The 19,648-nt window shown below is 56.7% G+C and carries 19 protein-coding genes; 6 read left to right on the forward strand and 13 right to left on the reverse strand.

All coding sequences use genetic code 11. The annotated features are described in order from the left end of the window. The first annotated feature begins 10 nt into the window (after nt 1-10). The gene (locus ACR0K5_RS01180) at nt 11-1,891 is read left to right on the forward strand and encodes a monovalent cation:proton antiporter-2 (CPA2) family protein (protein ID WP_480627912.1); all 1,881 of its coding nucleotides are present in this window, start codon (nt 11-13) and stop codon (nt 1,889-1,891) included. A gap of 30 nt (nt 1,892-1,921) precedes the next feature. Here the strand turns inward: ACR0K5_RS01180 and cobT are convergent, their stop codons facing one another. Further along, on the reverse strand, nt 1,922-2,932 hold the full coding sequence (gene cobT / locus ACR0K5_RS01185; protein ID WP_480627913.1) for a nicotinate-nucleotide--dimethylbenzimidazole phosphoribosyltransferase: 1,011 nt from the start codon (nt 2,930-2,932) through the stop codon (nt 1,922-1,924). A 78-nt stretch (nt 2,933-3,010) separates the two neighbouring features. Here cobT and cobS point away from each other — a divergent pair, with 78 nt between their 5' ends. Next, entirely contained in the window at nt 3,011-3,775 is a 765-nt protein-coding gene (gene cobS / locus ACR0K5_RS01190) for an adenosylcobinamide-GDP ribazoletransferase (RefSeq protein ID WP_480627914.1), read from the forward strand. Here cobS and ACR0K5_RS01195 read toward each other — a convergent pair. The 6 genes from ACR0K5_RS01195 to ACR0K5_RS01220 all read right to left on the reverse strand — a co-directional run bounded on the left by ACR0K5_RS01195 (nt 3,772) and on the right by ACR0K5_RS01220 (nt 9,638). Beyond that, on the reverse strand, nt 3,772-4,533 hold the full coding sequence (locus tag ACR0K5_RS01195; RefSeq protein ID WP_480627915.1) for a potassium channel family protein: 762 nt from the start codon (nt 4,531-4,533) through the stop codon (nt 3,772-3,774). The genes cobS and ACR0K5_RS01195 overlap by 4 nt on opposite strands. Nucleotides 4,534-4,648: 115 nt before the next feature. Continuing rightward, the gene (locus tag ACR0K5_RS01200; RefSeq protein WP_480627916.1) at nt 4,649-5,158 is read right to left on the reverse strand and encodes a CarD family transcriptional regulator; all 510 of its coding nucleotides are present in this window, start codon (nt 5,156-5,158) and stop codon (nt 4,649-4,651) included. 284 nt (nt 5,159-5,442) lie between these two features. Then, on the reverse strand, nt 5,443-5,781 hold the full coding sequence (gene fdxA, locus ACR0K5_RS01205; RefSeq protein WP_074735041.1) for a ferredoxin FdxA: 339 nt from the start codon (nt 5,779-5,781) through the stop codon (nt 5,443-5,445). Nucleotides 5,782-5,847: 66 nt separating this feature from the next. Continuing rightward, nucleotides 5,848-6,213, reverse strand: coding sequence for an RNA-binding S4 domain-containing protein (locus ACR0K5_RS01210; RefSeq protein WP_480627917.1), 366 nt, complete (start codon nt 6,211-6,213; stop codon nt 5,848-5,850). Nucleotides 6,214-6,219: 6 nt separating this feature from the next. After that, nucleotides 6,220-9,045, reverse strand: coding sequence for a helicase-related protein (locus ACR0K5_RS01215; RefSeq protein ID WP_480627918.1), 2,826 nt, complete (start codon nt 9,043-9,045; stop codon nt 6,220-6,222). A 23-nt stretch (nt 9,046-9,068) separates the two neighbouring features. After that, nucleotides 9,069-9,638 (reverse strand): tetratricopeptide repeat protein, encoded by a 570-nt coding sequence (locus ACR0K5_RS01220; RefSeq protein WP_480627919.1) that lies wholly within the window; start codon nt 9,636-9,638, stop codon nt 9,069-9,071. Nucleotides 9,639-9,707: 69 nt separating this feature from the next. On the opposite strand from ACR0K5_RS01220, the gene ACR0K5_RS01225 reads away from it, so the two are divergent. From ACR0K5_RS01225 to ACR0K5_RS01235, 3 genes are all read left to right on the forward strand, one after another. Continuing rightward, on the forward strand, nt 9,708-9,998 hold the full coding sequence (locus ACR0K5_RS01225; protein ID WP_299642517.1) for an SCP2 sterol-binding domain-containing protein: 291 nt from the start codon (nt 9,708-9,710) through the stop codon (nt 9,996-9,998). After that, nucleotides 9,998-10,972: an alpha/beta hydrolase gene (locus ACR0K5_RS01230; RefSeq protein ID WP_480627920.1), complete on the forward strand. Its 975-nt coding sequence runs from the start codon at nt 9,998-10,000 to the stop codon at nt 10,970-10,972. The genes ACR0K5_RS01225 and ACR0K5_RS01230 overlap by 1 nt, the downstream gene beginning before the upstream one ends. A gap of 86 nt (nt 10,973-11,058) precedes the next feature. After that, nucleotides 11,059-12,879 (forward strand): M3 family oligoendopeptidase, encoded by a 1,821-nt coding sequence (locus ACR0K5_RS01235; protein WP_480627921.1) that lies wholly within the window; start codon nt 11,059-11,061, stop codon nt 12,877-12,879. On the opposite strand, the gene ACR0K5_RS01240 is transcribed toward ACR0K5_RS01235, so the two are convergent. From ACR0K5_RS01240 to ACR0K5_RS01260, 5 genes are all read right to left on the reverse strand, one after another. Continuing rightward, nucleotides 12,880-13,755: a DMT family transporter gene (locus tag ACR0K5_RS01240; protein WP_480627922.1), complete on the reverse strand. Its 876-nt coding sequence runs from the start codon at nt 13,753-13,755 to the stop codon at nt 12,880-12,882. A 17-nt stretch (nt 13,756-13,772) separates the two neighbouring features. After that, nucleotides 13,773-14,042 (reverse strand): DksA/TraR family C4-type zinc finger protein, encoded by a 270-nt coding sequence (locus tag ACR0K5_RS01245; RefSeq protein WP_480627923.1) that lies wholly within the window; start codon nt 14,040-14,042, stop codon nt 13,773-13,775. 58 nt (nt 14,043-14,100) lie between these two features. Then, a complete protein-coding gene (locus ACR0K5_RS01250) occupies nt 14,101-15,075 on the reverse strand; it encodes a Gfo/Idh/MocA family protein (RefSeq protein WP_480627924.1) in 975 nt (324 codons plus the stop codon). Nucleotides 15,076-15,328: 253 nt separating this feature from the next. Beyond that, nucleotides 15,329-16,225 carry an RNA polymerase sigma factor RpoH gene (gene rpoH / locus ACR0K5_RS01255; protein WP_480627925.1) on the reverse strand — a complete coding sequence of 299 codons (897 nt, stop codon included), beginning with the start codon at nt 16,223-16,225 and terminating at the stop codon, nt 15,329-15,331. A 145-nt stretch (nt 16,226-16,370) separates the two neighbouring features. Next, nucleotides 16,371-17,405 carry an RluA family pseudouridine synthase gene (locus ACR0K5_RS01260; protein WP_480627926.1) on the reverse strand — a complete coding sequence of 345 codons (1,035 nt, stop codon included), beginning with the start codon at nt 17,403-17,405 and terminating at the stop codon, nt 16,371-16,373. Between ACR0K5_RS01260 and ACR0K5_RS01265 the strand changes: the two genes are divergently transcribed. After that, nucleotides 17,404-17,706, forward strand: a complete 303-nt coding sequence (locus ACR0K5_RS01265) for a DUF6476 family protein (protein ID WP_480627927.1) — start codon at nt 17,404-17,406, stop codon at nt 17,704-17,706. The genes ACR0K5_RS01260 and ACR0K5_RS01265 overlap by 2 nt on opposite strands. Before the next feature lie 21 nt (nt 17,707-17,727). Here the strand turns inward: ACR0K5_RS01265 and ACR0K5_RS01270 are convergent, their stop codons facing one another. Next, the gene (locus ACR0K5_RS01270) at nt 17,728-19,623 is read right to left on the reverse strand and encodes an ATP-grasp fold amidoligase family protein (RefSeq protein WP_480627928.1); all 1,896 of its coding nucleotides are present in this window, start codon (nt 19,621-19,623) and stop codon (nt 17,728-17,730) included. Nucleotides 19,624-19,648 lie beyond the last annotated feature (25 nt).

The following is a 19,648-nucleotide window of genomic DNA, read 5'->3' on the forward strand; positions in this document are numbered from 1 at the left end:
GAGGACACACATGGACGACTTCTTATATCAGGCTTCGATCTATCTGGCAGCCGCTGTCATTGCCGTTCCCCTGTCTGCCAGGCTGGGGTTGGGATCTGTGCTGGGCTATCTTGCGGCCGGGATCATCATTGGCCCCGTTCTTGGGCTAGTCGGCGCGGAAACGGAAAATCTTCAGCACGTTGCTGAATTCGGTGTGGTAATGATGCTGTTCCTGATCGGTCTGGAACTGGAGCCGCGCGCGCTGTGGGATATGCGTGACAGGTTACTGGGGCTGGGCGGATTGCAGGTTGTGTTGTCAACGGCTGCGATTGCTGCCGTGGCTATGTATGCCAACCACCCGTGGTCGGTTGCCTTGGCCGTAGGTCTGACCTTGTCGCTGTCATCTACCGCAATCGTGCTTCAGACCCTGTCGGAAAAGGGCCTGATGCAGACAAATGGCGGTCGGGCTACGTTTTCGGTACTGCTGACGCAAGACATTGCGGTCATTCCGATCTTGGCCATGCTGCCACTTCTGGCTTTTCCGGCCATGCCTCATATCGAATCGGATGGTTCAATTGACCGCGGGGCCAGTGATCTGCACGGCGCTGGCCATCACAGCCTTTCTCTGGTCGAAGGTTTGCCGGGTTGGGCCGTCACGCTGGTCACAATCGGCGCAGTAGTGTTTGTCATTCTGGCCGGTGTCTACCTGACGCGCCCGCTGTTCCGCTTTATCCACGCGACCCGTCTGCGCGAGATGTACACCGCTCTGGCGCTTATGATCGTGGTCGGGATTTCCTTCCTGATGACTCTTGTCGGCCTGTCCCCTGCTCTGGGCGCTTTTCTGGCGGGCGTGGTTCTGGCCAGTTCCGAGTTCAGACATGAAATGGAAAGCGACCTTGAGCCTTTCAAAGGTCTTTTCCTCGGGCTTTTCTTTATCACGGTTGGTGCCGGGATCGACGTCGGGTATTTCTTCGATGACCCCCTGGACCTGATCGGTCTGGCGCTGCTTGTGATCCTTGCAAAGGGGGTCATCCTGTATCTGGTCGGCAAAGCCTTCAAGCTGCGTGGGCGGGATCACTGGCTGTTTACGCTTGGACTAGCACAAGCCGGTGAGTTCGGCTTTGTCCTGCTGGCATTCTCCACGCAACAGAATGTCATCCCTCCCGACCTGTCCCAAAAGCTGCTGATGATCATCGCGTTGACGATGCTGATCACACCGCTTCTGTTCATCATCTATGATGTCCTGTCCCGCAAGATTGGGGATACGTCGGTCGCTCCTGAACCGGACGAGATTGATGAAAAAGGCCCGGTTATCATCGCTGGCATCGGCCGGTTTGGGCAGATCGTGAACCGGCTTGTGCAGGCCAGCGGGTTCAAGACTGTCGTTCTGGACCATAACATTGAAACCGTTCAACTGATGCGCCGGTTTGGCGTCAAAGGCTTTCTGGGCGATCCCACCCGACCCGAGCTGTTGCGTGCTGCGGGGTTGGAAAAAGCCTCGGTCCTGGTGGCCGCAATGGACGACCACAAGCAAGTCACGCGGCTGGTTGGTTATGCCAGACGGCAGCGCCCTGACCTGCACATCATCGCCCGCGCCCGCGACCGGACCCATGTGTACGAACTGTATCAGGCGGGTGCCAATGACATCGTGCGCGAATTGTTCGACAGCTCGCTGCGTGCAGGTCGTTATGTTCTGGAGAATATCGGTCTGAGTGAATATGAGGCCGCGCAGGCGGAGCAGACCTTTTACCACCACGACCGGACATCCGTGCGCGATCTGGCTGAGCTGTGGGTTCCCGGCATGCCGACAGCCGAAAACAAGAAATACATCGAACGTGCGCAGAAGCTGGAGAAAGATCTGGAAACGGCGCTACTTGAGCTGGCGGAAGAACACGCCAAGAAATCTGCCTGACCCAAGCCCCGGCCCGGGTCAGGCAAATAATCAGCCGTCGGAAACCCCTGCTTCGGCAAAGGTTGCCATGCCGGAGTGGCAGGCGACGGCGCTTTTAAGAATGTTGATCGCCAGCGCCCCGCCGGATCCTTCACCCAGCCGAAGACCGAGGCTCAGCAACGGTTCCTTGCCCAGTTTCGCCAATACGGCCCCATGCGCCGCCTCTGCGCTTTGGTGGCCAGCTATGGCGTGATCCAGTGCAGCATCCGACAGCTTCCACAAACAGGCAGCGGCAGCAGAACAGATAAACCCGTCCAGGATCACCGGAATGCGCAATACCCGCGCTGCGGCAATCGCCCCGGCCATCGCTGCAATCTCGCGACCTCCGAGGCAGCGCAGGATTTCCAGACCATCCTCTGACGCGTGCAGGGCAACGCCTTCTGCAACAACGCGGGTTTTGTTGGCCAAGCCTGCGTCATCCACACCTGTCCCGCGACCTGTCCAATCGGACGCGTCACCGCCAAACAATGCGCAGGCAATGGCGGCAGCCGGGGTGGTGTTGCCAATACCCATCTCGCCCACAACCAACAGATCTGCCTGCGGATCGACAGCCTGCCAGCCAGTTCGCAACGCCTCCAGCAATTCGTCTTCTGTCAAGGCCGGAGCTTGCGTGAAATCCGCAGTCGGGTTGTCCAGATCCAGCGCGTGCACATCCATCTTGGCGCCGGCCTCCTTGGCCAGTTGGTTGATGGCCGCGCCGCCATGTTCGAAGTTCATCACCATCTGCACGGTCACTTCCGGCGGAAAAGCTGACACGCCCTGCGCAGTGACACCGTGGTTTCCGGCAAAGACAATGACCTGAGGTGTCGTGATCTGAGGGCGAGCATCCCCACGCCATCCAGCATACCAGATCGCCAGATCTTCAAGCCGCCCAAGCGCACCGGGGGGTTTCGTCAGTTGTCCATTGCGCTCACCCGCACCTTGTACCGCAGCAGCATCCGGACCCGGAGCTGCCGCCAGAGCAGCGCGGAACGCGTTTAAATCATTCAGTTCAGGCAGCATGAAAGCCTCATTGCATCAGAGTGGTGCTGTGTGTTTAACCGAAGCATTGAATCCAACAAGACCCCGAAAGGCACGGGCGTGCAAAAAAACGACACCAAACCCTTTTCTCTGTGGGATATTCCGCTGGCTCTGGTGCTGTTGACCCGGCTTCCCCTGCCCCGATTGCCCGAACCTGTGTTCGCGCGGCAGGCACAGGCGGCGTGGGCCTTCCCGGTCGTCGGGCTGGTCGTCGGAGGGACCGCCTGCCTTGTCGGATGGCTGGCAATGGTCGCTCATCTGTCCCCTTTTGTTGCAGCGACCATATTGGTTGCGGCATTGATCATGATGACGGGCGCCATGCATGAGGACGGCCTGGCCGATACCTTTGATGGTCTCTGGGGCGGTTTTACCCCTGAGCGTCGGCTGGAGATCATGAAAGACAGCCACATCGGAACCTATGGCGTGCTAGCGTTGCTCGTCTCTCAGCTTGTTCGGGTTTCCGCAATTGCCTCGATTTTGTCATCCGGATCGATCTGGGCGATTCTGGCGGCTTGCGTGTTCTCGCGCGCCGTGATGCCGGTTCTGATGACATCCCTGCCAAATGCCAGAAAGTCAGGTCTCAGCCATTCGGTTGGAACGCCCGGCGCAACTTCGGTCGGCGCGGCTGTGGGCATTGCTATCGTGATAGCCGTTTTCCTGTGCGGAAGCCCTGCTGTCAGCGCAATAACCCTTGCTTCTTTGACCGTTGTCGTTTTGGCGATAGTCGTGCGCAGGAAAATCGGCGGTCAAACCGGAGACATACTTGGAGCATCGCAACAACTGGCTGAAATCGCGTTTCTACTTGCCGTCAGCGCTCAGATTTAAGACACGCCGCCCGTTTCGATCCGTAGCGTGCACCCGCAATGCTTGCAGTGGACGGCATCGGGGTCGTGTCTGTAAAGTCCGCAGCTCGGGCATTTGTGGCGCACTTTCTGCGGCATGAAAATCGCCTGCGCCAGACGGACAAACAGCGCAACGCCGACCACCATTATGAAAACCGAAAACAGTTTCCCCCAAGGGGTGCTCAGCGTGATATCCCCGAACCCGGTCGTGGTCAGGGTCGCCATAGTGAAATACAACGCATCTATGTACGGCGTCTGCGCGTCTGCGGGAATAAAGAACACCAAAACCGCCGTAGAAGTAGCAAAGACAAAAACCATCAGATTGATTGCTGCAATCACCGCATCTTCATGCGTTCGAAAAAAATGGCTGTCGCGCCGTAAATCCCTGAGCAGATGGTATGAATGGATCAGGCGCAAGGCGCGCAAAATTCTCAAAAACGCGAGATTCCCCGTCAGGAACGGATCCAGCGCCAGCGAGATGATAACGACAATATCCGCCAGCGTGTAAATCTGGCGCAACAGTTTCCACCGGTCTTTTGAAATCCAAAGCCGTGCCGAGAAATCCAACAAAATCAAAAAGCCGATCAACAGGCTTGCAAGGACCAACCCGGGTCCGTGTGGAATATGTGCCGTCGCAACAAAGAAAACGATTGTCGCGACATCGAACAGGATCAGCGCATACCGAAACCAGACTGAAATCGGGTCGTGCCCAATGTACAGATATCTCAATGTCTGCTTCATGTCCGCCCTGTAGCTTGCTGCATATACAGTGAAATTAGCGGCACTCGGGCATTTCACCAAGCCACGAAAAAGCCGCCCCAAATCCGGAGCGGCCTTACTGACGTAGTCATTGCCATCAGGCAGCGCGTGAAGTCAGAACTTCGTCTACCTGTTTGGCGGCAGATACTTCGCCCGCACCAGAAACGGCCGCAACCTCGCGGGTCAGACGTTCCAGGGCGGCTTCATACAGCTGACGTTCGGAATAGCTCTGCTCGCGCTGATCATCGGTGCGATGCAGATCACGGACCACTTCGGCAATCGAGATCAGATCGCCCGAGTTGATTTTCTGTTCATATTCCTGCGCGCGACGGGACCACATGGCGCGTTTTACCTTGGCCTTGCCCTTCAGTGTTCTCATCGCCTGGCTGATCACGTCAGGCGAGCTGAGCGACCGCAGACCGGATTCGGTGACCTTGTTGGTCGGCACGCGCAGGGTCATCTTGTCCTTCTCAAAGGAGATGACGAACAGCTCGAGCGAAAACCCCGCGACTTCCTGTTCTTCGATCGAGATGATCTGGCCTACGCCGTGTGCGGGGTAGACAACATAGTCGTTCGGGCGGAACTCGAGCTTTTTCGACTTTGTCATTCAGTTTTATTCCTTGGTTACGGATCGGAACACTGACAACAAAAGCACCACATGCCGGGACTGTTTCAGCCCCGTCAGGCGGCGGTATTGTCACAAATTCAGAACTCCAAAGCGAGCATACTTGTGGAGCGCATCCCAATCTCGGTCATCATACAAGTTAGGAGTATATCACAAAAATACGACACCCGAAAGTTTACCCTACGGGAATTTTTCGTATTCATCCTGCTTTCAACAGTTTATGTCGCGTCCTTTGCGCGGCGAACCGGGTTGTGCGCGCGAATCGCTTAACCGCCTTCGCCGGGCGCTTCTGAGAAGTACTTCTCCATCTTGCCCTCTTCGCCGTCGCGTTCTTCAGCATCCGGAAGCGGGTCTTTCTTGGTGACGATCACCGGCCATTGTTCCGAGAACTTGCGGTTGAACTCAACCCATTGTTCCATTCCAGGCTCAGTGTCCGGGCGGATCGCGTCGGCCGGGCATTCCGGTTCGCAAACGCCACAGTCAATGCATTCGTCGGGGTGGATGACCAAGGTGTTCTCACCCTCATAGAAACAGTCCACCGGACACACTTCGACGCAGTCGGTGTATTTGCAGGCGATACAGTTTTCGGTGACAACATAGGTCATGATCGGATTCCCGTTTGCGGTTTGAGCGACTAGCTAATTCAGTCTGGCCTGCTCTTCAAGATGGGATCAGCGATCTTCTGTACGAGAAAGATCAAGAGCACGACGATCTTTCTTGGTTGGGCGACCTTTTCCTTCATACCCCGGATTTTTGGGTGGGACGTCCTGTTTTTCGGTCATGTCGAAATACAACGTTTGTGCTTCGGGTGCCGGACCACGACGCTCACCCAGTTTTTCCACCCGGACGACACGGACGATGCGGCCTTGTGGAAAGGTCAGAACGTCACCGGGGGCCACGGCTTGCGCTGGTTTCAGCACCCGGTTTCCATTCAGCCTGACATGGCCGCCACTGACCTGTTTGGCGGCCAGGCTGCGGGTCTTGAAGAACCGCGCCTGCCACAACCATTTATCGATCCGCAGCTTGGCCTGATCCATCGCGGATCAGTTGCCGTCCTTCAAACCCATCAGCGCAGCTGCAAACGGGTTATCGGGATCAATGGCCTTTTCCTTCTTCGGAGGCCGTGACGAGAAGGTTTTGGCACCCTGAGGTTTGCCCCCTTTCTTGCCATGAGGTTTGCCACGACCATCCTGTGGTTTACCTCGCGGCTTGCCCTTGCCCTGCCCCTGCTCGCGGCGCGGGCCCCGGTTTTGCTGACGCTGACGACCCCAGGTAAACGTGTAGAAAACTTCGACCTCAGGCTCGTCGGAAGCGGGTTCCACAACTTGACCCGCCGCTGGAGCCTCGGCTACCGCCTCGGTGCTTTCCGTGGCCTCGGCTGGCGCCTCGGCGGGTGTGACACCCTCTTCCGTTACGGCTTCTGGCGCCGGGGTTTCTTCGGCTTGTGGTTGCTCAGCCACTTCTGCCGCCGGTTGTTCCACGGGGACTGATTTCACCTTTTCACGCTCGCCGCGCTCGGCCTTGTAACCCAGCCCCTGCATCAGATCGGCGAACTGTTCCAACGTCATGCCGGTGATCGACAACATGTCAGGCTTGGCTTCAAACCCGCCGCGGCTGTCTTCGGCGCGCAGCATGTCGGCCAGGCGTTCCAGCATGTCGATACGGATCGAACGCTCGCCTGCATCGCGGTAGCCGCACATAGTGTCATAGCCTTGCGGCGCATCCTTGGCGACTGGCACCGTCACCAGGCCCGGAGGTGGCGCTTCGGGAAATTCCTGCAAGCCGCTGGACAGTGCCCACAACACCAGGCGCAGGCGCGTGGGCGCAGGTTTCAGCAGAAGCGGCATGAAGATCGTGAATTGACCAAAGCGAATGCCATGTTTGCGCAACGCGCCACGGGCGTCCTGATCGAGATCCTTGACCTCTTGAGCGACCTGAGCGCGCGGCAGTACGCCCAGCGCTTCGACCATGCGGAACGCAAACCCCTTGGCAAGCCCGCTGAGTTCCTCATCGCGTGACAGGTTCAGCAGTGGCTCGAACAATGCCGCTACTTTACGGTCGATGAAATGCTGCAACCGGCGCTGCACTTTCTGCTCGACGTCCGGCCCTGCGGCTTCGTCAACGAATACCTCGACCATGGGTTTGAGAGGTTCTGCCCCGGCAACCAGTTTGCCAACGGCATATTCGCCCCACATCAGGCCACCCTGATCAGTGAAATCAATTTCGGTATCGGGCGCATTGTAGAAGCGATCGGCGCGCAGATGGAATTGCGGCGCGAGTGCTTGCAAGGATGCCGATTTCAAAGCTTTCGCTTCGGTTCCCTGCGCGCTTTTGTCCGGCGTAAACCGGAACCCTTCCAGACGACCGACGAATTCGCCTTCGACGGTCACTTCACCCTTGTCATTTACTTCGGCCAAAAGGGCCTCCTTCTGTTTGAGCCGGCGCAGCAATACTGATGTACGCCGGTCCACAAATCTCTGAGTCAAACGCTCATGTAGTGCGTCAGACAGCCTGTCTTCTACAGTGCGCGTTTCGTTACGCCAATGTGATTCGTCACGAACCCATCCGTTTCGCTGCGCAACATATGTCCAAGTGCGAATGTATGACAACCTTTTGGACAGCGCATCAATGTCGCCATGGGTTTGATCGATCCGACGGATCTGCCGCGCCATGAAGTCATCGGGAATGGATCCCCGTTCATGCAGGTGGCCATAAATCACCTCCAGCAAACTGGCGTGTTCTGCATGGCTGATACCACGAAAATCAGGGATTCTGCACACATCCCACAGCAAGCGAATGGAATGGCCATCACTTGCACGGGCCATGATCTCGGTCACTTGCGACAACGATTTCAATGCGTTCAGGTCGTCAGCGGGACGGGCTTTGATCAGATGTTCGTCCTTCGGGCTGACCTCAAGCGAGTCGATCAGCGCGTCAATCGATCCAAATCGGAGGGCAGCATTCCGCCAGTTAAGCTTTTTCATCGGCGTAAACCGGCTGTCCATGATCGCTTGCGCCACACCCTCGTCCAGCGGTGGGGCCTCTCCGGTTACGCCAAAGGTGCCATCGGACATCCCCCGTCCGGCCCGGCCAGCAATTTGTGCCAGTTCATTCGGGGCAAGCGGGCGCATCCGGCGCCCGTCGAACTTGGTCAGGGATGAAAACGCGACGTGGTTCACATCCAGGTTGAGTCCCATGCCGATGGCGTCGGTAGCGACCAGATAGTCGACCTCGCCATTCTGATAGAGATCCACCTGCGCATTTCGCGTACGCGGGCTGAGTGCACCCATGACCACGGCTGCTCCGCCTTTCTGACGACGCAACAATTCCGCAATGGCATAGACGTTCTCGACCGAAAACCCGACGATGGCACTGCGCGAGGGCATCCGGCTGATTTTTTTGGAACCTGAATAGACCAACTGCGACATCCGTTCGCGCCGGACGAACTGCGCCTCTGGCACCAACGCCGCTATGGGGCCGCGCATGGTATCCGAGCCAAGGAAAAGCGTTTCGTTCGTGCCGCGTGACCTCAGCAATCGGTCAGTGAAGACATGACCACGCTCAGGATCGGCGCACAGCTGAATTTCATCGATCGCAACAAAATCAGCGCCCATGCCTTCCGGCATCGCTTCAACCGTGCACACCCAATACTGGGTGCGAGGTGGAACAATCCGTTCCTCCCCCGTTACCAGAGCCACAACCGACGGCCCGCGTATCGCAACAATCTTGTCATAGACCTCGCGCGCCAGCAGACGCAATGGCAGGCCGATCACGCCGGTTCGATACCCCAGCATGCGTTCGATTGCGTAATGGGTTTTACCTGTGTTTGTCGGGCCCAGTACGGCCACGATTCGGGATGACCCGCTCACTTTCGCCCCCTGCGCCTTGAGACTTACAGCGCCTTGCCTTCAACCTGAGGCTTCAGCCGATTCACGGCATTGGTTACTTCTTCATGATGGGGATGTATAGCCAAGGCCCGAGAATATGCTTCGTAAGCTTTCTGAGGTTCACCGATGACTTCAAAGATCAGACCCAGACCGTAAATCGCCTCATAGTGATTTGGGTTCAGGGTCAGCACATGTTCCAGATCCGCTGCGGCCATGCCAAATCGCTCGATCCCAAACAAGGCCGACGCGCGCAGATGCCAGCCTTCCGCAAAATCTGGCGCATGATCCGTCAGTGCGGTCAGATGATCCAATGCAGCGTCTACATCGCCGTCATCCAACGCCTCGCGGCCCCGTTCCAGCAAAAGATCGGCAGATGCCGATCCGGATTGCGACCACAGGGCCTGTAATTGCCGATCCAGAGCGAACGCCTGATCGGGCGTTGACTGGGCCAGTTTTTGCAACAGTTCATCTTCGTCCCTTGAATCCGCCTGCTGCGCAAAGCAATTGGTGGAAAACATGACTAGGACGACAAGTGCCGCAACGGTACCTTTGAGATTGTGATTTGCAATGCTCATAACAATAGTCAGTGTAGCGTTGCGACCGGGGATGTCCATTCACGGCGCACTAACAATATGAGGAAAAGCATGAGCGAGATTCTTGAAAAAGCAGCTGCGGCGCTGAATGAAAAACTGGAAGGCGGCGCGTTTGATGCCTCGGCCAAGTTTGATATCGCCGATTTGGGCGCAATTGTTTTGGACGAGAACGGTGCACGGGTCAGCGACGACGACGCTGATGTCACCATGAGCGCTGACGCCGACACGTTCGAGCAGATCCTCAGCGGTGAACTGAACCCCACTGGTGCGTTCATGTCCGGCAAGCTGAGCATTGATGGCGACATGGGCGTTGCCATGAAACTTGCTTCGGTGTTGGCCTGATGGAATTATCGCCGGCCCCTTTGTTTGAAGACGTGGCCGGCGGACCCGCCGGTGGAAAAGCCCACTGGTTGACGACGTCTGACCAAAAACGCATCCGCGTTGGTCACTGGCTTCCGGACGCCAAGGCTCATGGCACTGTCATGATGTTCCCCGGACGCACCGAATATATCGAAAAATATGGCAGTACCGCCGGCGAGTTCATCGAACGTGGTTTCGCGATGCTAGCCGTCGACTGGCGCGGTCAGGGCCTTGCAGATCGATTGCTGGATGACGCTCGGGTCGGCCATGTCGATAACTTCACCGATTACCAACTGGACGTGCAGGCAACTCTGGATCTCGCAAACGCGCTGGATCTGCCGAAACCGTGGCACGTGGTCGGGCATTCTATGGGCGGCGCAATCGGTTTGCGTGCCGTCATCGAGAAAGGGTGCTTTGCCGCTTGCGCTTTCACGGGCCCAATGTGGGGAATTTTCTTCACTCCGGTCATGAAACCCCTAAGCCGCGTTACCGCCTATTGGGGCACAGCGCTTGGCCTTGGTGAACGAACGCCCCCTACCACCACGCTTAACAGTTATGTCTTGTCTCAACCTTTCGACGGGAATGTGCTGACCCGCGATCCGGGCATGTACCAGATGATGCAGGATCAGCTGAATGCGCATCCCGAACTGGCACTTGGTGCCCCTTCAAACCTATGGCTGCGCGAGTCTCTGGATGAATGCGCATGGTTGATGGAGCAGCCGGCACCAAAGACACCCTGCCTGACATTTCTGGGCAGCCACGAGCAAATCGTGGATCGCAAGGCCATACGGGCGCGCATGGCCAATTGGCCGAATGGGACATTGATCGAAATCCCGGGCGGTGAACACGAAGTGTTGATGGAAGCACCCGACGTTCGGGGGCCGGTTCTGGACCAGCTTGCCAGGCATTTCCTGACTAACCAGTCCAACGGGGCATCCAAGCTGGTTTCCTCGTAAACCCTTTCACCTTTGGGATTGGCCGCTTGTGATCCGGGCGCGCCAGCCCTAGATGTTTGCAAAAGCAGTCTACAATAAGGTGATCCATGCGCGACCTTCCCTTTCCCGTCCGTGACGCAAACGCAATGGGCGGTGCCGACAATCTGGGTAATCTTCCCGAGTGGGATCTGAGCGATCTCTACGCGTCGGAAGACGCACCTGAATTGGGGCGCGATCTGGACTGGCTGGAAGGCGAATGTGCCGCCTTTGCCGCTGATTACGAAGGCAAGCTGGCAGAGCTGGATGCTGCTTCCCTTCTGACCTGCGTACTGCGCAATGAAAAGATCAACTCCATCGCAGGTCGGATCATGTCCTTTGCCGGTCTGCGCTATTACCAGCTGACCACCGACGCGGAACGGACCAAATTCCTGTCGGACATGCAGGAAAAGATCACCGTCTTCACCACTCCGCTGGTGTTCTTCACGCTCGAGATCAACCGCATTGATGACGATGTGCTGAAAGCGCATTTTGACGCCAATACAGATCTTGCCCGATACGAACCCGTGTTCCGCCGCATCCGAGCGATGAAGCCCTATCAACTGTCTGATGAACTTGAGAAGTTCCTGCACGATTTGGGCGTTGTCGGCGACGCGTGGGAGCGTTTGTTTGACGAGACTATTGCCGGTTTGACGTTCAATGTCGGCGGTGATGAGCTGAACATCGAGGGTACCCTCAACCTGCTGACCGAACAGGATCGCTCGAAACGCGAGGCTGCGGCGCGCGAATTGGCTTCGGTCTTTCAGGAGAACGTCAAAACCTTTGCCCGTGTTCACAACACGCAGGCCAAAGAGAAGGAAATCGTTGATCGCTGGCGTAATATGCCAACCGCTCAAACCGGGCGCCACCTGTCGAACGACGTCGAACCCGAAGTGGTCGAAGCCCTGCGCGAGGCCGTCGTGGCCGCCTACCCCAAGTTGAGCCATCGTTACTATGAGCTGAAGCGCAAATGGCTGGGTCTGGACGTCATGCAGGTTTGGGACCGCAACGCGCCACTGCCGATGGAAGACACACGCATCGTCAATTGGGATGAAGCTGAAAAGACGGTAATGGACGCGTATAATGCGTTCGATCTCCGGATGGGTGAAATCGCGGCACCCTTCTTTTCAAAAGGCTGGATCGACGCTGCGGTGAAGCCCGGCAAGGCTCCGGGTGCTTTTGCCCACCCGACTGTTACTGATGTCCATCCTTATGTGATGCTCAACTATCTGGGCAAACCGCGCGATGTGATGACCCTGGCGCATGAGCTGGGCCACGGCGTGCATCAGGTTCTGGCGGCTGATCAGGGTGAGATGTTGTCGTCAACGCCGCTTACGCTGGCCGAAACGGCCTCTGTCTTTGGTGAGATGCTGACCTTCCGCAAGATGCTGGACAAGGCCGAAACCCCCGAACAGCGCAAAGTGCTGCTGGCAGGCAAGGTCGAGGATATGATCAACACGGTGGTCCGCCAGATCGCCTTCTACGACTTCGAGTGCAAGCTGCACGCCGCCCGTCGCGAAGGCGAGTTGACGCCGGATGACATCAACGCTCTGTGGATGAGCGTTCAGGCCGAGAGCCTTGGCCCCGCATTTGAATTCATGGACGGGTACGAGACCTTCTGGGCCTATATCCCACACTTCGTACACTCGCCTTTCTACGTCTATGCCTATGCCTTTGGCGATGGCCTCGTGAACGCGCTCTATTCGGTTTACGAAAGCGGCGCGGACGGGTTCGAGGATAAGTACTTTGAGATGCTGCGCGCGGGTGGTTCCAAGCACCACAAGGAATTGCTGGCCCCGTTCGGTCTGGACGCCAGCGATCCGAAGTTCTGGGACAAAGGCCTGTCGATGATCTCGGGCTTTATTGATGAGTTGGAGGCGATGGAGGGCTGATTACTTTTTATTTTTGGTCGTCAGGAACACGGCGGCCACGATCAACACGCCCCCTACGGCCGCAGTCGGTGTGATTGCGGCCCCCAGAAACAGTGCAGAATTGATGAAGGTGAACACCACCGAGACGGCGAACAATAAGGTCGCCGTCAGGGTCGATACACGTGCGGCGGCCTCGTACCACAGGTAATAGGCCAGCGCGGTTGGCAATACGCCCAGCAAGGTCAGGAACACCACGTCGTTGACCGTCGCCACTTGCAGCGAAAAGGCAGCTACTGGAAACAAAAGCACGCCCGCACACAGAAAAATGCCAAACAGAAAGTTGAGACGCTCTCCGGTCGCTTGTGAACTGCGCATCGCTCGACTGCTTGAAATCAGAAACACCGCCCAGCTTAGCCCTGCACCAATCTCAAGAAGGTCACCAAACAGGGCTTCCCCACCACCAGCAAAGTCCTGGTAAACCGTCAGAGAAACGCCAAGAATTGCCAAGGCCGTCGCCAGAACGTCAGTGCGTGTTACTGGTGAATCAGCAAAGAAATACAAGAAAACAAGAACGAAGAAGGGTGCGGTATTCTCTAAAACCATCGCATTCGCTGCGCCGGTGTGTTCAAGGCCAATATGGAAGAGAATATAGTTGATGACCGTCGACAGAACTGCCAGCCGAAAGTTCCAATCCCCCGGCGTTAGCCTGACCGGAACGCGCAGAACGCGCAATATGCAATAGATGCTAAGTGCAGCAATGAACAGACGGGTTACTGCGATCTGCATACCGCCCAGATCACTCGTGAGGTAGCGCACAATCACACTGTGCGTTCCCCAAAGGAACGCCGCCAGCCCGCCCAGAACCAGACCGTTTTGCATCAGTTTGGTACCGGGCATTTTCTCTCAGCTCCCGCTTACTTCAACTGACTGTCCTTCGACCCCCGCCGATTGACGCCGCCACGCGCCTTGAACGCGCCATCGCGCTCTTGCTGGCACTCCAGGCAGAGCTTCACTCCCGGCAAGGCACTCCGCCGCTTTTCCGGGATAGGTTCTTCACATTCAGCGCAATGGGTCAGACTTTCGCCAACGGGCCGCTTTTGCGCCTGCATCCGTGCCAGCTCATCTGAAATTGACGCCTCGATCTGTTCGCTTACAGCGCCGTCGCGCGCCCAACCTCCGGCCATCGGTCATCTCCTGAAACTGTGACACTCAGGATAGCTGAGCCGTTGGGCGCAAAGCAAGTTACAGCGAAACCGCGCCTTCGAACACACGATCAATCACTTCTTGCGTCCCACGAGAGAACTCCAACGGACAGGGATATTCCACCCCTTCCCGGATTGATCGGCAGAAGGCCTCGACCTGCAGTTTGTAATGATCAGCCCCTGGGAACCGGGTGACCTGAACTTCCAGTCCCGGGCGGTGCAACTCGACCCGGGCCTCGCCAAAGACACGCGCATTGAACGGGGTTGTCAACCGGATCAAACCGGCTTCGCCATGAAACACCATCTCTTGATGGGGGTGCATCCGAATGGACACATAGCTGGAATAGGTAAAACCGGGAAATTGTGCACGGATTTCGGTGAAGATGTCGATATCGTCCTGCCAACGGATCGCTGACTGCACTGACACAGGCTCTTGCCCGGTTGCAAAGCGTGCTCCGCCGATCACATATACGCCGATATCGCGCAATCCACCGCCGCCCGTTTCTGCACGGTTGCGAATGTTCTGGATATCAGAACGATTGTCGAAACTGAACGCGCCGGTCACATGCACCAAATTTCCGATGGCACCATCAGCGATCAGTTTCCGCGCGAATTGCCATTGGGGGTGATGCACAATCATATAGGCCTCGGCAGCAAGCAGGCCGCTTTTATCCCGCTTTTGGATCAATGCGTCGAACTCATCCGCCTTCATGGTCACAGGTTTTTCGCACAAGACATGCTTGCCTGCGTCCAGCGCCTTGAGGCTCCATTCCACATGCATATGGTTCGGCAGTGGTATGTAGACCGCGTCGATCCCAGGATCGTTCAACAAAGCATCGTAGCTCTCAAACACCTGCAAATCCGGGCAAAAGGACAAAAACGGATCTGCTTTTGCTGCATCAGACGTTGCCAACGCAGACAAACGCGCCCCATTAGCAGCATGTATCGCAGGGGCCATATACTCGCGCGCAAACTTAGCAGCACCCAAAACGCCAAATTGAACCGGTTTATGCATTGCGCCCTCCGTAGCCGCCTGTTCTCAAATGGTGCGCTTCCCAAGGGTTCCCGAGGGCTCGACCTGACACAATGTCATTGAAGTAAAGCTTGCCTTTCTCGTAGCATACCTTCCGACCTTCAGCCACTTTTTAGGGTCTCAGGATCGGTTGCTGCCAACATGAGCAAAAAACGCCCCCTGATTTTCAGAGGGCGTTTCTACTTAGCATAAACGCGAACGATCATCCCGTTGCGCCAGTGGAAAGGTGAAACAGTCAGCTGACGCCCAGCATGCCTTTTTCCCGCGCCAAATCCCGCATTTTCTTTTGCAGTTTCTCAAACGCACGCACTTCGATTTGGCGAATACGCTCGCGGCTGACATTGTATTGTGTACTGAGATCTTCCAACGTCACTGCTTGGTCCAGCAATCTGCGTTGGGTCAGGATGTCCTTTTCCCGATCATTCAGCACGTCCAAGGCGGCGGACAGCAATTCCCGGCGCGCTTCCAGCTCATCACGCGCTTCATAGTCGCCAGCCTGATCAGCATCTTCATCCTCAAGCCAGTCCTGCCATTGCATCGTGCCTTCGCCTTCAGAGCCGACCGTGGCGTTCAGCGACGCATCGCCACCGGACATCCGGCGGTTCATGCTGATCACTTCTTCTTCGGTCACGCCCAAATCATTGGCGATCTGCTTGACGTTTTCCGGGCGCAGGTCACCCTCTTCCAACGCACCGATGCGGGCCTTGGCCTTGCGCAGGTTGAAGAACAGCTTTTTCTGCGCCGAGGTGGTGCCCAGCTTCACCAGAGACCAGGACCGCAGGATGTATTCCTGGATCGAGGCGCGAATCCACCACATGGCATAGGTCGCCAGACGGAAACCTTTTTCGGGGTCAAACCGTTTGACCGCCTGCATCAGGCCCACGTTGGCCTCGGAAATCACCTCGGCTTGCGGCAGGCCATAGCCGCGATAACCCATCGCGATTTTGGCTGCCAGACGCAGGTGAGACGTCACCATTTTGTGCGCGGATTCAGTGTCCTGCTCTTCGACCCAACGTTTGGCCAGCATGTATTCTTCTTCCGGCTCCAGCAAAGGAAACTTGCGAATTTCCTGCATATAGCGATTCAGGCCGCCCTCAGGCGTCGGTGCGGGGAGATTTGCGTAGTTTGCCATTATGATGTCCCTCCGACAAATGTTTAAGTCTTTAACATAGGATATGGGTAAGGAACTCTTCCCATTCAAGAGGTGCTGCTAACAGTCTGGAATTAATCTTACGTTAAGGAAAGATAAAAAGCCCTTATTCACAGGACTTTGCTTATTATGACAGCGGTTTGCGCAAACCTTCAATTAGGTTTTGCATATCTTGCGGCAAATCGGCCTCAAATCGCAGGATTTCACCGGTGACCGGGTGCTCAAATCCCAGAACAGCGGCATGAAGCGCCTGACGGGGAAAATCCCGCACAGAATCGGCAGCAGCACCGGAAAAAGCCCTGGCAGACAGTTTTCGCTTGCCGCCGTAAACCGGGTCGCCCACCAGCCCGTGCCCGGCATGGGCCATGTGCACCCGGATCTGATGCGTTCGACCGGTTTCGAGCCAGCACTCGATCAGGGCAAGACCTGCAGGAGTTCCAAATGTCTCGACCACACGCGCTCGTGTCACGGCATGGCGCCCGCCGTGGAACAGAACCGCCTGTCTCTGACGGTCGGTCTTGTGCCGCGCAAGTTGCGTTGTTACGCGCATGATATTGCCGGGTTCAAAACTAATCCCTTTGACACCGCGCAAACGGGGATCATTGGCATCGGGTGCACCGTAACACACCGCGCGGTAATAGCGTTCGACGCTATGCGCCGCAAACTGCTCGGCCAGACCGTGATGCGCCGCGTCTGACTTTGCGACCACCAGAAGGCCACTGGTTTCCTTGTCGATACGATGCACGATACCGGGGCGTTTCACCCCACCGACGCCAGACAGATCGTCCCCGCAATGGTGCAGCAATGCGTTCACCAGTGTGCCGCTGGGAGATCCCGGCGCGGGGTGCACGACCATACCTGCGGGCTTGTTGACGACGATCACGTCTGCATCTTCGAAGACGACCTCAAGCGGGATGTCTTCCGGGCCGATATGGCTGTCCTCGGCCTCGGCCACGACAATCGTGACCCGCGCCCCTTCGGTCACCTTGGCTTTGGGATCGCGCACCTCAGCTCCGTTGATCTGAACCGCGCCCTCGTCGATCAGACGCGCCAGTCGCGTACGCGACAGGTTTTCCCCGTCTGGCACATCCCGGGAAAGCGCCTTATCAAGACGAGGTGGCGGATCGGCCGCAATCTGAAACTCAATCTGGCGGGTGCCCATGACTGTCCCTTCCGAACCTCAAGAACCGCAGGAAACACCGCAGCTGCGATTGCTGCGGCGGATGGTCATGCTGTTGACCGCGGTGATGATTGGCGGGGTTCTAGTGACATTCGCGCTGATTGTCATCCGCCTATCGGACCGCACCCCGACCCTGCCGGGTCAGATCGAATTGCCCGACGGTGCAAAGGCACAGGCTCTGACAATCGGGTCCAACTGGTATGCGGTTGTCACCGATGATAATCGCGTCCTGATCTTTGACAAGACGACCGGAAAACTGCGTCAGGAAATCGCGGTCGAATAACCGTTCGGGCCGCGCCGCGCCTCAACCGGAAAACAGCCGCGTTCCAGTCCACGCATGACCCAATCGCCGATCCAGTGCTTCCGAACGAATCTTGAGCTTGCCTGAAATCGGAGACAGCGAGATGTCACGCAAACAAATCCTGTCGCTGATCGAAAACAGATCCACACGCGCGAATTCGAGGCCCTGCCCCAAGGTTTCAGCAATCCGGATCATGTCGTCAAAGCGCTCAGGCCGGGGTTCAACAGCGCTGCTGGTTGGCAAAGACAACTCATCGGCAACATATTTGTAATCGCGGTCATGGAGGATTTGAATGCGTCCTCGTCCCCGGTCCCGGTCGACCTGAACCAGTTGAACCTGCCCGGCGATTACCCAAAACTGCCAGTCATCGATTTGTCGATCCCCGGCGGCCAAATCTTGTTCGATGTAATACAGGGGCTGTTTTGTGACGCGCCACCATTCACCGGTCCAGAAACCTTCGGGCGTCTTGGTCTTGTGCCATGCAGCCAGATTCTGGTGGGCATCATCGCGCTGCGTGTCGCTCAGCGGAAAGGACAAGGCCAGCATATGCCCATGACCCATTGTGCCCTTTAACCAGTATTGGCCAGGCTCTAAGTCGAGTGTTTCCGGAAATTCCGGGGCTTGCGTCTCCCACACACGCTCGGGGCAAGTGAGCAGCTCGGAAACGGTTGCCAAGCTTTTGTTCCCGTCGGCGATCAATGTATCAGGCACTTCGCCGAACAGCTTCATAACCAACAGCTTTTCGGTAAATGTCTTTGGGTCGCGAAGGTCGGGTAAAAAGCGATGACTATCCGCATAGTTATACAGAGATAACCCAAGCGCATTCAGCCGCGCCGGATCATTGCCATAATGATCCCAACCGCGCAAGAAACCGGCGCGTGGCGGATTGTTCACACCATACAGATTGTCAGTTGTGATGGCGTCCAAATCATCCTGTGCCGCCTTGAGATAATCTTCTCGGTCGGAAAGCAGGGCAACGGACATTACACCGCCCGTAGCGTCTCGGATTTCTTCTGTAGATGCTCGCAATGTGGGAAGATTTGCCGGAAATTCGACCGGTTTGAGGCCCCTTCTTCCGTGAAGTGGTAGTGGCGCGTCGCCGGGGCGAACGCCCAGGTTCCTCAGGCGTCGGTCCAGGAAGGAATGCCGCTTGATACCGTTTGCAATCCACCACCGCATCCGACGCCCCCATAGATGTACGGCAAGCGTATCCTCTTTGATATACGCGTTCCTGAACTCTCGGACATGGATATCATTGGCCTGCCCCGCCCGCCTGAAAGGCAACGGATAAAAGACAGAAACTGGGCTGGCATGTTTCAGTTCGTCATAGTGGCGAAGGTACCATGTCATGACACCGGGACCATAAACGCTGTGTTGCTGATCCGATGCGTGCGGCAATTCACCGGCGCGTTTCAGGCGCTCCAGCTCTTCCCGCTCATCACCTTCGACCCATGGGCGGATCGGGTACGGATCGTGGCAGTATTCCGAGTACGCGTTTAACGTTGGACTATCGGAAGGTAGCCGCATAACCGCATTACAGATCGTATCACGATTGAAATACCCGAAGATGTGATCTGCTTTTGGAATGGGGGCCAGTGCCAACACATCCGTGTCACACCAAAGGAAGTCCGTTTTCTTCATCAAGTGCAATCTGAAGATATCAGACTGCGGCACCGGCGTTTTGAACTGGTTGTTCATAATGAACTTTTCCGGCTCATGAATTTCGTTTGCCGAAACCAGTTCGATGCCGGAAGGTACGTTTTCGACCTGCCCATAGTGGAAAAGAACCACGTTGTGACCATTTTCAATGAAGGACAACATGCACACCTGTTCCAAAAAGCTCAGGTGCCCTTCCATCCAGAGCATTCCAATCGTCGGCAGAGAGCTATCGGCAGCCATTAAGTTCATTCTCCGCGCGGTTCGA

The organism is Ruegeria sp. AB9 (assembly GCF_056542585.1).